The sequence below is a fragment of the Streptomyces sp. NPDC020996 genome (assembly GCF_040641355.1).
Lineage (GTDB): Bacteria > Actinomycetota > Actinomycetes > Streptomycetales > Streptomycetaceae > Streptomyces.
Map to the genome: position 1 here is coordinate 79,295 of NZ_JBFADM010000005.1, position 12,926 is coordinate 92,220.

The 12,926-nt window shown below is 70.1% G+C and carries 11 protein-coding genes and 1 tRNA gene; 6 read left to right on the plus strand and 6 right to left on the minus strand.

Annotation, left to right across the window (positions count from 1 at the left end; genetic code table 11):
- Window positions 1–4 precede the first annotated feature (4 nt).
- Window positions 5–823 (plus strand): ABC transporter ATP-binding protein, encoded by an 819-nt coding sequence (locus tag AB0G63_RS05610; protein WP_360744715.1) that lies wholly within the window; start codon window positions 5–7, stop codon window positions 821–823.
- On the plus strand, window positions 820–1,536 hold the full coding sequence (locus AB0G63_RS05615; RefSeq protein ID WP_360744718.1) for an ABC transporter ATP-binding protein: 717 nt from the start codon (window positions 820–822) through the stop codon (window positions 1,534–1,536). Before AB0G63_RS05610 ends, AB0G63_RS05615 begins: the two co-directional genes overlap by 4 nt.
- 111 nt (window positions 1,537–1,647) lie before the next feature.
- Here the strand turns inward: AB0G63_RS05615 and AB0G63_RS05620 are convergent, their stop codons facing one another.
- Complete coding sequence (locus AB0G63_RS05620; protein WP_360744721.1) at window positions 1,648–2,304, minus strand: response regulator; 657 nt, start codon at window positions 2,302–2,304, stop codon at window positions 1,648–1,650.
- Window positions 2,305–2,408: 104 nt separating this feature from the next.
- Here AB0G63_RS05620 and AB0G63_RS05625 point away from each other — a divergent pair.
- Window positions 2,409–2,492 (plus strand) — tRNA-Leu (locus AB0G63_RS05625).
- Window positions 2,493–2,574: 82 nt separating this feature from the next.
- Window positions 2,575–3,363 (plus strand): helix-turn-helix domain-containing protein, encoded by a 789-nt coding sequence (locus AB0G63_RS05630; protein ID WP_360744724.1) that lies wholly within the window; start codon window positions 2,575–2,577, stop codon window positions 3,361–3,363.
- Between the two features lie 6 nt (window positions 3,364–3,369).
- Here the strand turns inward: AB0G63_RS05630 and pyk are convergent, their stop codons facing one another.
- Both pyk and AB0G63_RS05640 read right to left on the minus strand, forming a co-directional pair.
- Window positions 3,370–4,806: a pyruvate kinase gene (pyk, locus tag AB0G63_RS05635; RefSeq protein ID WP_360744727.1), complete on the minus strand. Its 1,437-nt coding sequence runs from the start codon at window positions 4,804–4,806 to the stop codon at window positions 3,370–3,372.
- Window positions 4,807–4,927: 121 nt separating this feature from the next.
- Complete coding sequence (locus tag AB0G63_RS05640; protein ID WP_360744730.1) at window positions 4,928–5,650, minus strand: SIMPL domain-containing protein; 723 nt, start codon at window positions 5,648–5,650, stop codon at window positions 4,928–4,930.
- 151 nt (window positions 5,651–5,801) lie between these two features.
- On the opposite strand from AB0G63_RS05640, the gene AB0G63_RS05645 reads away from it, so the two are divergent.
- Window positions 5,802–7,607 (plus strand): 5'-nucleotidase C-terminal domain-containing protein, encoded by a 1,806-nt coding sequence (locus tag AB0G63_RS05645; protein WP_360744733.1) that lies wholly within the window; start codon window positions 5,802–5,804, stop codon window positions 7,605–7,607.
- Between the two features lie 71 nt (window positions 7,608–7,678).
- Here the strand turns inward: AB0G63_RS05645 and pepN are convergent, their stop codons facing one another.
- Both pepN and AB0G63_RS05655 read right to left on the minus strand, forming a co-directional pair.
- Window positions 7,679–10,174 carry an aminopeptidase N gene (gene pepN / locus AB0G63_RS05650; protein WP_360744736.1) on the minus strand — a complete coding sequence of 832 codons (2,496 nt, stop codon included), beginning with the start codon at window positions 10,172–10,174 and terminating at the stop codon, window positions 7,679–7,681.
- 422 nt (window positions 10,175–10,596) lie between these two features.
- Complete coding sequence (locus tag AB0G63_RS05655; RefSeq protein ID WP_360744738.1) at window positions 10,597–10,950, minus strand: chorismate mutase; 354 nt, start codon at window positions 10,948–10,950, stop codon at window positions 10,597–10,599.
- Between the two features lie 134 nt (window positions 10,951–11,084).
- On the opposite strand from AB0G63_RS05655, the gene AB0G63_RS05660 reads away from it, so the two are divergent.
- The gene (locus AB0G63_RS05660; protein WP_360744741.1) at window positions 11,085–11,966 is read left to right on the plus strand and encodes a hypothetical protein; all 882 of its coding nucleotides are present in this window, start codon (window positions 11,085–11,087) and stop codon (window positions 11,964–11,966) included.
- Window positions 11,967–12,013: 47 nt separating this feature from the next.
- On the opposite strand, the gene AB0G63_RS05665 is transcribed toward AB0G63_RS05660, so the two are convergent.
- A complete protein-coding gene (locus AB0G63_RS05665) occupies window positions 12,014–12,925 on the minus strand; it encodes an SDR family oxidoreductase (protein ID WP_360744744.1) in 912 nt (303 codons plus the stop codon).
- Window position 12,926 lies beyond the last annotated feature (1 nt).

Below are 12,926 nucleotides of genomic sequence, written 5' to 3' on the forward strand. Positions count from 1 at the left end.
AACCATGACGACACCTGTACTCGAAGCCCGCGACGTCACCATGCGCTTCGGCGGCCTCACCGCCGTCCGCTCCGTCGACTTCACGGTCAACAGCGGCGAGATCGTCGGCCTCATCGGCCCCAACGGCGCCGGAAAGACAACGTTCTTCAACTGCCTCACCGGCCTGTACGTCCCCACCGAGGGCACCGTCTCCTACAAGGGCACCGTCCTGCCGCCCAAGCCCCACCTGGTGACCAAGGCCGGCATCGCCCGCACCTTCCAGAACATCCGCCTGTTCGCCAACATGACCGTCCTCGAGAACGTCCTCGTCGGCCGCCACACCCGCACCAAGGAAGGCCTCTGGTCCGCCCTGCTGCGCGGCCCCGGCTTCAAGAAGGCCGAAAAGGCGAGCGAGGAACGCGCCATGGAACTCCTGGAGTTCATCGGCCTCGCCCACAAGCGCGACCACCTCGCCCGCAACCTCCCCTACGGCGAGCAGCGCAAGCTGGAGATCGCACGAGCCCTGGCGAGCGAACCCGGACTGCTGCTCCTGGACGAGCCGACGGCCGGCATGAACCCGCAGGAGACCCGGGCCACCGAAGAACTCGTCTTCGCCATCCGCGACATGGGCATCGCCGTCCTCGTCATCGAGCACGACATGCGCTTCATCTTCAACCTCTGCGACCGCGTCGCCGTCCTCGTCCAGGGCGAGAAGCTCGTCGAGGGCACCTCCGAGGTCGTCCAGGCCGACGAACGCGTCGTCGCCGCCTACCTCGGCGAACCCTTCGAGGGCGAGCCGGCAGAGGACAGCACCGCCGGCACCACCAAGGGAGAAGCCCAGTGACCGCACTTCTCGAGGTCGAGGACCTCCGGGTCGCCTACGGCAAGATCGAAGCCGTCAAGGGCATCTCCTTCACCGTCGAAGCCGGCCAGGTGGTCACCCTCATCGGCACCAACGGCGCCGGCAAGACCACCACCCTGCGCACCCTCTCCGGACTCCTCAAGCCCAGCTCCGGAAAGATCATCTTCGACGGCCAGCCCCTGAACGGCGTACCCGCCCACAAGATCGTCGCCCTCGGACTCGCCCACTCCCCCGAAGGCCGGCACATCTTCCCCCGCCTGTCCATCGAGGAGAACCTCCAGCTCGGCGCCTTCCTCCGCAAGGACAAGGAAGGCATCGACAAGGACATACAGCGCGCCTACGACCTCTTCCCCATCCTCGGGGAACGCCGCAAGCAGGCCGCGGGCACCCTCTCCGGCGGCGAACAGCAGATGCTCGCCATGGGCAGGGCCCTGATGTCCCAGCCGAAACTGCTCATGCTCGACGAACCCTCCATGGGCCTCTCGCCGATCATGATGCAGAAGATCATGTCGACCATCGTCGAACTGAAGTCCCAGGGCACCACCATCCTGCTCGTCGAGCAGAACGCCCAGGCCGCCCTGTCGCTCGCCGACCAGGGCCACGTCATGGAGGTCGGCAACATCGTCCTGTCCGGCACCGGACAGGACCTCCTGCACGACGAATCCGTCCGCAAGGCCTACCTCGGCGAGGACTGACCCGCACGACGGCCGCACGACGCGAGGCCCGCGTCCCTGTCAGACAGGGACGCGGGCCTCGCGTCGTCTCACCGGCTCACCGGGCTCACCGGCTCACCGGCCTGCCCGGGCTCAGCCCTTGGCGGCCTTCTTCTCCTCGGCGTCCTGGATGACCGCCTCCGCCACCTGCTGCATCGACATCCGGCGGTCCATCGACGTCTTCTGGATCCACCGGAACGCGGCCGGCTCCGTCAGCCCGTACTCCGTCTGCAGGACCGACTTCGCCCGGTCCACCAGCTTCCGCGTCTCCAGCCGCTGGGAGAGGTCGGCGACCTCCTTCTCCAGCTCCTTCAGCTCGGTGAAGCGGGAGACGGCCATCTCGATCGCCGGCACCACGTCGCTCTTGCTGAACGGCTTCACCAGATACGCCATCGCGCCCGCGTCCCGGGCCCGCTCGACGAGGTCGCGCTGCGAGAAGGCGGTGAGCATCAGCACCGGGGCGATGCGCTCCTCGGCGATCTTCTCGGCCGCCGAGATGCCGTCCATCTTCGGCATCTTCACATCGAGGATCACCAGGTCCGGCTGGTGCTCGCGGGCGAGCTCGATCGCCTGCTCGCCGTCACCCGCCTCACCGACGACGCTGTAGCCCTCCTCCTCCAGCATCTCCTTGAGGTCGAGCCGGATCAGTGCCTCGTCCTCGGCGATGACGACACGGGTCGTCAGCGGAGGCACGTGCGACTTGTCGTCGTCGGGCGCGTCTACGGGCTGGGGCGACTCGGGGGCGGTCACGGGGGCTCCTCGTTGCGGGCCGGGCACGTCTTGCTGCCTTTGCAGCCTACCTACAGGCAGGAAGCTGCGGTGAACCGGTACACTTTCCGACAGCTCCACAGCCTGCCCGGTTGGAGGAATAGGCGAGACTCGCGGCACTCAAAATGCCGTGCCCTTTGGGCATGTGGGTTCGAATCCCACACCGGGCACCCCTGAAAGCGGAGGATCACGTTCGCGTGATCCTCCGCTTTTTGCTGCGCACAGTCGCGGCCGGTCGCACATAGTGACCGCATGAACTTCCATGGCACAGAGGTACGACAGAGGGCTCTCACCATGCTCCGCGACGGCATGAAGAACGCGGAAGTGGCGCGCAGGCTCAACGTTCCGCTGGGCACGATCGGCTACTGGAAGCACCTGGACCGGGCAAAGCGAGGCGAGTGTCCGGGCAGGCACGGCCCCGAGTGTCCACGCTGCGACGGACGCGACCTGGACCGGGCGGCGTACAGCTACCTGCTCGGTCTTTACCTCGGCGACGGCCACATCAGTCACTACTCGGGGCACCGCGTGCCCACTCTGATGATCTCGTGCACCGAGACGTGGGGCGGTCTCATCGACGCGTGTGAGCAAGCCATGCGTTCCGTCTTCCCGGACAACTCCGTCTGGCACCGCCGCCGTGCCGGGTGCCGCGACGTCAAGGTGTACTCGAAGCACCTGCACTGCTTGTTCCCCCAGCACGGCCCCGGCAAGAAGCATGAGCGGCGGATCGTCCTGGAACCCTGGCAGCAGGAGATCGTCGACGAGTACCCCTGGGAGTTCATCCGGGGGCTGATCCACTCGGACGGGTGCCGTATCACGAACTGGACGACCCGCATGGTCGGCGGTGAGCTCAAGCGCTACGAGTACCCTCGCTACTTCTTCACCAACAAGTCCGACGACATCCGCAGGCTCTTCGCGGAGACCCTGGACAAGGTCGGCGTCGAGTGGACCACCCTTGCCCGGGGCAGCGATCCTTTCAACATCTCCGTCGCCCGGAAAGCCTCCGTCGCGCTCATGGACGCGCACGTGGGCCCCAAGTACTGACGCCGGCTACCTCGCGGTGTCGTCCTCGCCGATGCGGCGGACGCGGAGCATGTTGGTGGAGCCGGAGACGCCGGGGGGTGAGCCGGCGGTGATGACGACGACGTCGCCGGGTTCGCAGCGGCCGTACTTCAGGAGAAGCTCGTCGACCTGGTCGACCATCGCGTCGGTGGAGTCGACGTGCGGGCCGAGGAAGGTCTCCACGCCCCAGGTGAGGCTGAGTTGGGAGCGGGTGGCCGGCTCGGGGGTGAAGGCGAGGAGGGGGATCGGGGAGCGGTAGCGGGAGAGGCGGCGGGCGGTGTCGCCGGACTGGGTGAAGGCGACGAGGAACTTCGCGCCGAGGAAGTCGCCGGTCTCGGCCGCCGCGCGGGCCACCGCGCCGCCCTGGGTGCGGGGCTTGTTGTGTTCGGTCAGCGGCGGCAGGCCCCTGGCGAGGATGCCCTCCTCGGCCGCTTCGACGATCTTCGCCATGGTCCGGACGGTCTCGACCGGGTATTTGCCGACGCTCGTCTCGCCGGAGAGCATCACGGCGTCGGTTCCGTCGATGACGGCGTTGGCGACGTCGCTGGCCTCGGCCCTGGTGGGGCGGGAGTTGTCGATCATCGAGTCGAGCATCTGGGTGGCGACGATGACCGGTTTGGCGTTCCGCTTGGCGACTTTGACGGCGCGTTTCTGGACGACGGGGACGTGTTCGAGGGGCATTTCGACGCCGAGGTCGCCGCGGGCGACCATGATGCCGTCGAAGGCGGCGACGATGTCGTCGATGGCGTCGACGGCCTGGGGTTTCTCGATCTTGGCGATGACGGGGAGGCGGCGGCCTTCCTCGTCCATGATGCGGTGCACGTCCTCGATGTCGCGGCCGCTGCGGACGAAGGAGAGGGCGATGATGTCGAATCCGGTGCGCAGGGCCCAGCGCAGGTCTGCTTCGTCCTTGTCGGAGAGGGCGGGGACGGAGACGGCGACTCCGGGGAGGTTGAGGCCCTTGTGGTCGGAGACCATGCCTCCCTCGACGACGAGGGTGTGGACGCGGGGGCCGTCGACGGAGGTGACTTCGAGGCAGACCTTGCCGTCGTCGACGAGGATGCGTTCGCCGGGGGTGACGTCGGCGGCGAGGCCGGTGTAGGTGGTGCCGCAGGTCTGGCGGTCGCCTTCGGCGCCTTCTTCGACGGTGATGGTGAAGGTGTCGCCGCGTTCGAGGAGGACGGGGCCTTCGGTGAAGCGGCCGAGGCGGATCTTCGGGCCCTGGAGGTCGGCGAGGATTCCGACGCTGCGGCCGGTCTCGTCGGCGGCCTTGCGTACGTGCTGGTAGCGCTCCTCGTGTTCGGCGTAGTCGCCGTGGCTGAGGTTGAAGCGGGCGACGTCCATTCCGGCTTCGACGAGTGCCTTGATCCGGTCGTACGAGTCGGTGGCGGGGCCCAGGGTGCAGACGATCTTTGCTCGGCGCATGGTCCGAGCCTAGGGCTTACCCGTGGGTAGCGAATCGGCACGGCGTGTCTGCCCAACAACCTTTGGGTGAAGGCTTGTTGACGGGTGTTGACGTGTGCAGAGGGGTGCTCGGACGAGCGGTTCAGAGGCGGGGCGGCGCCATGGTGAAGCGGGCGTTGACGGCGGCGTGGACGTGTTGCCGCTGGGGTTCGAGGTCGAGTGCGGGGGCGGTGTCCTCGGCGGCCGCGGCGTAGGCCATGGAGCGCATGCGGCCGGGTGCCTGGGGCTGGAGCGGGGTGTTCTCGGCGCCGATGTCGGCGAGTTCGACGAGGGCGGTGAGGGTGGTGCCGAGTGCTTCGGCGTATTCGCGGGCGCGTCGGACCGCTTCGTGGACCGCTTGCTGCCGGGCTCGGCGGTGGGCGGGTGAGTCGGGGCGGAGGGCCCACCAGGGGCCGTCGACGCGGGTGAGGTCGAGGTCGGCGAGTCGGGTGGTGAGTTCGCCGAGGGCGGTGAAGTCGGTGAGTTCGGCGGTGACGTGGACGCGTCCGTGGTAGGCGTGGACGCGTTCGCCGCGGCCTTTGTCCTTGAGTTCGGGGCTGATGGTGAAAGCGCCGGTCTCCAGGTGTTCGACGGCGTCGCCGTAGCTCTTGAGGAGGTCGAGGACGGTGGTGTTGCGGCGGGTGAGGTCGTCGAGTGCGGTGGTGCGGTCCTTGCCGCGGGAGGCGACGGTGATGGTGATGCCGGCGGTCTCGGGGTCGACTTCGAGGTGGGCTTCGCCGCGGACGGCGAGGCGGGGCGCGTCGGGGGTGCCGTAGGGGACGGCGGGGCGGGGGCCGTCGGCGGGGGCGGCGGAGGGGGCGCTCATACGCCCCACTGTGTCAGGTGTTGGCCGGTTGTGTGCGGTGGTTGGCGCATCTTCGGTCACCAGATAGAAACCTGCGGACCCTGTTGCCGTCGGTCATGGACGGGTCAGAATCTACGCGCGTTGTTGATCCGTTCCGCGAGGAGACCCGGACATGCCTTTGAACCGTCGGAAGTTCCTGAAGAAGTCGGCCGTGACCGGGGCGGGGGTGGCGCTCGCGGGGACCGCGGCGGCGCCGGCGGCCCAGGCGGCGGAGGCGACGAAGGCGCCGAGGCCCGCGAAGCGGTACTCCCTGACCGTCATGGGGACCACGGACCTGCACGGCCACATCTTCAACTGGGACTACTTCAAGGACGCGGAGTACGCGGACGCCAAGGGCAACGCGATGGGCCTGGCCCGTATCTCGACCCTGGTGAACCAGGTGCGCGAGGAGAAGGGCCGCTGCAACACGCTGCTGCTGGACGCGGGCGACACGATCCAGGGCACGCCGCTGACGTACTACTACGCGAAGGTCGACCCGATCACCGCCGAGGGCGGTCCGGTGCATCCGATGGCGCAGGCGATGAACGCGATCGGGTACGACGCGGTGGCGCTGGGCAACCACGAGTTCAACTACGGCATCGAGACGCTGCGGAAGTTCGAGCAGCAGTGCCGTTTCCCGCTGCTGGGCGCGAACGCGGTGGACGCGAAGACGCTGCGGCCGGCGTTCCCGCCGTACTTCATGAAGACGTTCCGCGTGCCGGGTCTGCCGCCGGTGCGGGTGGCCGTGCTGGGGCTGACGAACCCGGGCATCGCGATCTGGGACAAGGCGTATGTGCAGGGGAAGCTGGAGTTCCCGGGTCTGGAGGAGCAGGCCGCGAAGTGGGTGCCGAAGCTGAGGTCGATGGGCGCGGACGTGGTGGTGGTGTCGGCGCACTCGGGCACGTCGGGGACGTCGTCGTACGGTGACCAGGTGCCGTATGTGGAGAACGCGGCCGCGAACGTGGCGAAGCAGGTGCCGGGCATCGACGCGATCCTGGTCGGGCACGCGCACGTGGAGATCCCGGAGCTGAAGGTCGTCAACGAGAAGACGGGCAGGACGGTCGTGCTGTCGGAGCCGTTGTGCTACGCGGAGCGGCTGACCCTGTTCGACGTCGAGCTGGTGTTCAACAGGGGCAGGTGGGAGGTCGAGTCGGTGGCGGCCTCGCTGCGGAACTCGAACACGGTCGCCGACGACCCGAAGATCACCAAGCTGCTGACGGACGAGCACGCGAAGGTCGTCGCGTACGTCAACCAGGTGGTCGGCAGGGCGACCGAGACGCTGACGACGGTGGAGGCCCGTTACAAGGACGCGCCGATCATCGATCTGATCACCAAGGTGCAGGAGGACGTGGTCAGGGCGGCGCTGGCGGGGACCGAGTACGCGTCGGTGCCGGTGATCGCGCAGGCGTCGCCGTTCTCGCGGACGTCCCAGATCCCGGCGGGCGATGTGACGATCCGGGACCTGTCGGGTCTGTACGTGTACGACAACACGCTGGTGGCGAAGCTGATGACGGGTGCGCAGGTCCGGGCGTACCTGGAGTACTCGGCGGAGTACTTCGTGCAGACGGCGGCGGGTGCGGCGGTGGACGTGGAGAAGCTGACGAACGCGAACGGCCGCCCGGACTACAACTACGACTACGTGTCGGGTCTGCAGTACGACATCGACATCGCCCAGGCGGCGGGTTCGCGGATCAAGAACCTGTCGTACAACGGTGCGGCGCTGGACGACGCGCAGCAGTTCGTGCTGGCGGTGAACAACTACCGTGCGAACGGCGGTGGCGCGTTCCCGTACGTCGCTTCGGCGAAGGAGGTGTGGTCGGAGTCGACGGAGATCCGCACGCGGATCGCGGAGTGGGTGACCGCGAAGGGTGTGCTGGACCCGAAGGACTTCGCGTCGGTGGACTGGAAGCTGACGCGGGACGGCACGCCGGTGTTCTAGGGCCGGGTTGTCGCGGGGCTGCGGTGGGTCTTCGTCACCGCAGCCCCTGCGGGGGCCTCGCCGGCCGGGGGCTACGCCTGCCTGACCCGTAGCGCCCTTGCCAGGTCGTCCAGTTCGTCGGTCAGCCTGCGGCGCAGGGCCGGTACGGGGTCGGCTTCGCGCAGGCATTCCTCGCCGAGGCGGAGGTTCTCGGCGTCGACGGCGTAGGCAGGGAAGGCCCAGCGGCCGGCGGCGTCGGCGATGGCGGGGCCGCGGCGGGCGGCCACGGCGACCGCGTCGTCGTAGTAGCGCGGCATGTACGCGCGTACCAGGTCGGCCTGTTCGGGCTGCCAGAAGCCCTGGGCGGTGGCGGTGAACAGGTAGTTGGACAGGTCGTCGCCGGCGAACATGGAGTCCCAGGCGCGCTGTTTGGCGTCGGGGTCGGGCAGGGCGGCCCGGCAGCGGGCGGCGCCCTCCTGGCCGGTGGCGGAGGGGTCGCGCTTCAGCTCGGCGGCGATGGCGGCCTCGTCGACGGCGCCGAGGACGGCGAGCCGGCCGAGGACGCGCCAGCGCAGGTCGGGGTCGAGTTCGGGGCCGCCGGGCACGGTGCCCTCGGCGAGCCAGGCGGCGATGGTGTCGGGCTGGGCGGCGATGTCGATGTAGTGGCGTACGGCGATCAGGCGCAGGCCGGGGTTGTCGCCGTCCTCCGTGCGGCGGATGAGGTCGCGGCACAGGGCGGTGAGGGTGGCCAGGGCGGCGGGCCGCTGTTCGGGGGTGACGTAGCGGTCGGCGATCTGGGCGGAGGCGAAGGCGAGGACGCCTTCGGCGAGGGCGAGGTCCGTCTCGTGCGGGAGGTGGGTGCGGGCGGTGTCCAGGTAGGCGCGGGCGGGGAGTTCGCCGTCGCGGACGGCGTCGCGCAGGGCGTTCCAGACGACGGCGCGGGTGAGCGGTTCGGGCAGGCCGGACAGGCAGGTGCGCAGGGTGTCGAAGGATGCCGGGTCGAAGCGGATCTTGGCGTAGGTCAGGTCGCTGTCGTTGAGGACGAGCAGGGCGGGGCGCTTACCGAGGGGCTGCGGGTCGGTGTGCGGGAGGTCGAGGTCGAGGCGGGCGCGCAGGAGGAGGTGGCGGCCCTCGTCGGCGATGTCCATGTCGTACAGGCCGGCGGCGATGCGGTGGGGGCGGCTGCCGGTGTGCCGGACGGTGAGGGTGCAGGTGCCGTCGGAGGCGGGGGTGACGACGGGGGCGAGGGTGTCGACGCCGGTGGTGCGCAGCCAGGCGTCGGCCCAGGCGTGGACGTCGCGTTCGGTGGCGGAGGCGAGGGAGTCGATGAAGTCGGCGAGGGCGGCGTTGGCGAACTTGTGGCGGGCGAAGTGGGTGTTGATTCCGGTGAGGAAGTCCTTCTCGCCGAGCCAGGTGACGAGTTGACGCAGCGCGGAGGCGCCCTTGGCGTAGGAGATGCCGTCGAAGTTGAGGAGGGCGGAGGCGGTGTCGTCGACGTGCTCGGGGGCGACGGGGTGGGTGGAGGGGCGCTGGTCGGCGTCGTAGCCCCAGGACTTGCGGTTGACGCCGAAGTCGGTCCAGGTGTCGGTGAAGCGGGTGGCCTCGGTGAGGGTCTGGTAGCCCATGTACTCGGCGAAGGACTCGTTCAGCCAGATGTCGTCCCACCAGCGCAGGGTGACGAGGTCGCCGAACCACATGTGGGCCATCTCGTGGGCGATGACCATGGCGCGGACCTGCCGCTCGGTGTCGGTGACGGCGGAGCGGTAGACGAACTCGTCGCGGAAGGTGACCAGGCCGGGGTTCTCCATGGCGCCGGCGTTGAACTCGGGGACGAACGCCTGGTCGTAGGAGTCGAAGGGGTAGGGCTCCTCGAACTTCTCGTGGTAGCGGTCGAAGCACTGCCGGGTGATCTCGATGAGTTCGTCGGCGTCGGCGTCCAGGTGGGGGGCGAGGGAGCGGCGGCAGTGCAGGCCGAAGGGCAGGCCGCGGTGCTCGGTGCGCACGGAGTGCCAGGGGCCGGCGGCGACGGCGACGAGGTAGGTGGAGATCAGCGGGGTGGGGGCGGCGTGCCAGCGGCCCTCGCCGAGGTGTTCGGTGACGCCGTTGGCGAGGACGGTCCAGCCTTCGGGGGCCTTGACGGTCAGCTCGAAGACGGCTTTGAGGTCGGGCTGGTCGAAGGCGGCGAAGACGCGCTGGACGTCGTCCAGGAACAGCTGGGTGTAGAGGTAGGTCTCGCCGTCGGTGGGGTCGGTGAAGCGGTGCATGCCCTCGCCGGTGCGGGAGTAGCGCATGGCCGCGTCGACGCGCAGTTCGTGCTCGCCGGGGGTGAGGTTCTTCAGGGGCAGCCGGTTGTCGTCGAGGGTTTCCGGGTCGAGGGGCTGCCCGTCGAGGGTGACGGTGCGCAGTCGGGCCGGCTTGAGCTCGACGAAGGTGTCCGTGGGGTCCTGGCCGTCGCGCACCGTGAAACGGATGGTGGTGCGGGAGTCGAAGGTCTCGTCGCCGGTGGTCAGATCGAGGTCGATCGTGTAGCGGTGGACGTCGAGAAGTGTGGCACGGGTCTGCGCTTCGTCGCGCGTCAGTACGGACATGCAGGACATGCTGCCTGATCGCGGGGGCACGGCACAGGGGCGGATCGGTACGCGCCCTATGTCCGGTCCTGCGCCGTGCCGTTTCACGGGGCGCGGTGCGGAACGCTGCGGGTCTTCGCAGGGCGTCGCCGGTGCGGCGGGGTGTCGCCGGTGCGGCGAGGGCGCGAGGGTCGCCGGGTGCGGCGGGGTGTCGCGAGTGCGGCCAGGCGCGAGGGTCGCCGGGTGCGGCGGGGTGTCGCCGGTGCGGCCAGGCGCGAGGGTCGCCGGGTGCGGCGGGGTGTCGCCGGTGCGGCCAGGCGCGAGGGTCGCCGGGTGCGGCGGGGTGTCGCGTCGGAGGGGTGCGCGGGCGTCCGGGCGGGGCGGGGCGGGGCGGGGCGGGCCTGGCGCCCGTGCTGTCGTGTCCCGCTCGGCGCCCGGCGGGGTCAGTCGGTCTGACGGACGGTGGTGCCGTTCACGGTGTCGTCGGCGATGCGCTCGTGGTGGCGGATGACCTCGGCGATGATGAAGTTCAGGAACTTCTCGGCGAACGCCGGGTCGAGTTTGGCGCTCTCGGCGAGGGAGCGCAGGCGCTCGATCTGGCGGGCCTCGCGGGCCGGGTCGGCGGGCGGCAGCTGGTGCGCGGCCTTGAGGTGGCCGACCTGCTGGGTGCACTTGAAGCGCTCGGCGAGCATGTGGACGACGGCGGCGTCGATGTTGTCGATGCTGTCGCGCAGCCGGGCGAGCTCCTCACGGACGGCGGGGTCGACGTCGGCGGCGCCGTTGTTGCTGGTGGTCATGGGCGCTCAGCCTACGTGACCTCGACGGACCGGCTGTCCGGGTGCCGGTGCGAAGTGTGGCCGGGGACGACCGGCGCGCATCCTGGTGGAACTCGTAGAGTGGAATCGGGTTCAGGGCGTCTTGGGGGTCGGGCGTGGCGAACGACGGACCGGTCGAGCACGGTTACCCGCATCTGGAGACGGTGCGGGCGTCGATCACGGCACTGTACCGGCGTCTGTCATATGACACCGTCCAGACGTTCGCGGGCAGTGTCGCCCCCGCCGACGTGGCGTTCTGCGACACCGACGATCTGTATCTGGGGGCGCAGCGGGTGGCCCGCGAGATGGTGCGGCACTTCCGGTTGCCGGACGCCCGTCTGGTCGTGAGCTTCCGTGAGATGACGCATGCGGCGAACGTGGAACTCGCGGCGGGCCCCGAGTACTTCGTCGAGCTGAACGGCCGCTTCCGTACCCACCGGCAGGACATCGGCGCGGCGCTGGCCCATGAGGTGACGCACGTCTATCTGCACCGTCTGGACCTGTCCTTCCCCAGTACGGCGGAGAACGAGATCCTCACGGACACGGCGGCGACCTATCTGGGCGCCGGCTGGCTGCTGCTGGACGCCTACCGGGAGGACTCGGTGTCGTCGCAGAAGCTGGGCTATCTCACTCCGGAGGAGTTCGGCTACGTGCTGGCCAAGCGGGCGCTGGTGTTCCAGGAGGATCCCTCGGTGTGGTTCACCAGTCCGCAGGCCTACACGGCGTACGTCAGGGGTATGGCCGAGGCCCGGCGGGACGAGCAGCAGCCGCCGCTGACCGGGGCGGGCTGGGCGGGGCGCCGCCGCTACGCCCGCGACCGCCGGCACGCGCCGGGCCCGCAGCCGGGGGTGGGCTACGCCTTCTCCCCCGACGGCGGCGGGCGGCTGCGGGTGTCCTTCCCGTGCCCGACCTGTCAGCAGCGGATCCGGGTGCCGGTGCGGGGGCGGGTGCGGGCGCGGTGTTCGCTGTGCCGGACGGTGCTGGAGTGCGACACGTGAGTGCGGGCGGGAAGCCGACCGGCTGATGACCGGTCGGCCGGCCGGGGCTACGCGCCGTACGCCGTCCCCGGCTGCGGTGCTTCCGCCAGGAGTCTCAGGGCCGTCTCCCCCGCCTCGGCCGGTGCCCAGCGTGCCCCCTTGTCGGCGGTGGGTCCGGGCCGCCAGCCCTCCATGACGGTGATCCGGCCGCCCTCGGCCTCGAAGACGCGGCCGGTCACCCCGGCGCTCGCGGCGGAGCCCAGCCAGACGACCAGGGGGGAGACGTTCTCGGGGGCCATGGCGTCGAAGCCGGAGCCGGGGGCGGCCATGGCGTCGGCGAAGGCGCGTTCCGTCATCCGGGTGCGGGCCGCCGGGGCGATGGCGTTGACCTGCACGCCGTAGCGGCCCAGTTCGGCCGCGGCGACCAGGGTGAGGCCGACGATCCCGGCCTTGGCGGCGCTGTAGTTGCCCTGCCCGACCGAACCGAGCAGGCCCGCGCCGCTGCTGGTGTTGACGATCCGGGCCACCGGCCGGCGGCCGGCCTTCGCCTCGGCGCGCCAGTGCGCGGCGGCGTGCCGGAGCGGCAGGAAGTGTCCTTTGAGGTGGACGCGCAGGACGGCGTCCCAGTCGTCCTCGTCGAGGTTGACCAGCATGCGGTCGCGCAGGAATCCGGCGTTGTTGACGAGGGTGTCGAGGCGGCCGTACGTCTCCACCGCGGCGCGGACGAGGGAGGCGGCCCCCTCGGTCGTCGCGATGTCGCCGCCGTGCGCCACCGCCTCTCCGCCCGCCGCCCGGATCTCCTCCGCGACCGCACGCGCGGGGCTGTCGGGCCCGGGTGATCCGTCGAGTCCGACGCCCAGGTCGTTGACGACGACGCGGGCGCCCTCGGCGGCGAACGCCAGGGCGTGTGCGCGGCCCAGTCCGCGGCCCGCGCCGGTGACGACGACGACCCGGCCCGCGCAGATTCCGCTCACCCTCATG

Excerpts from the sequence above, each read along its gene's own strand:
- AB0G63_RS05655 (WP_360744738.1), bottom strand. The coding sequence starts at position 10,950 with ATGACCACCAGCAACAACGGCGCCGCCGACGTCGACCCCGCCGTCCGT.
- pyk (WP_360744727.1), bottom strand. The coding sequence starts at position 4,806 with ATGCGCCGAGCAAAGATCGTCTGCACCCTGGGCCCCGCCACCGACTCG.
- AB0G63_RS05645 (WP_360744733.1), top strand. The coding sequence starts at position 5,802 with ATGCCTTTGAACCGTCGGAAGTTCCTGAAGAAGTCGGCCGTGACCGGG.
- AB0G63_RS05640 (WP_360744730.1), bottom strand. The coding sequence starts at position 5,650 with ATGAGCGCCCCCTCCGCCGCCCCCGCCGACGGCCCCCGCCCCGCCGTC.
- AB0G63_RS05610 (WP_360744715.1), top strand. The coding sequence starts at position 5 with ATGACGACACCTGTACTCGAAGCCCGCGACGTCACCATGCGCTTCGGC.
- pepN (WP_360744736.1), bottom strand. The coding sequence starts at position 10,174 with ATGTCCGTACTGACGCGCGACGAAGCGCAGACCCGTGCCACACTTCTC.
- AB0G63_RS05630 (WP_360744724.1), top strand. The coding sequence starts at position 2,575 with ATGAACTTCCATGGCACAGAGGTACGACAGAGGGCTCTCACCATGCTC.
- AB0G63_RS05665 (WP_360744744.1), bottom strand. The coding sequence starts at position 12,925 with ATGAGGGTGAGCGGAATCTGCGCGGGCCGGGTCGTCGTCGTCACCGGC.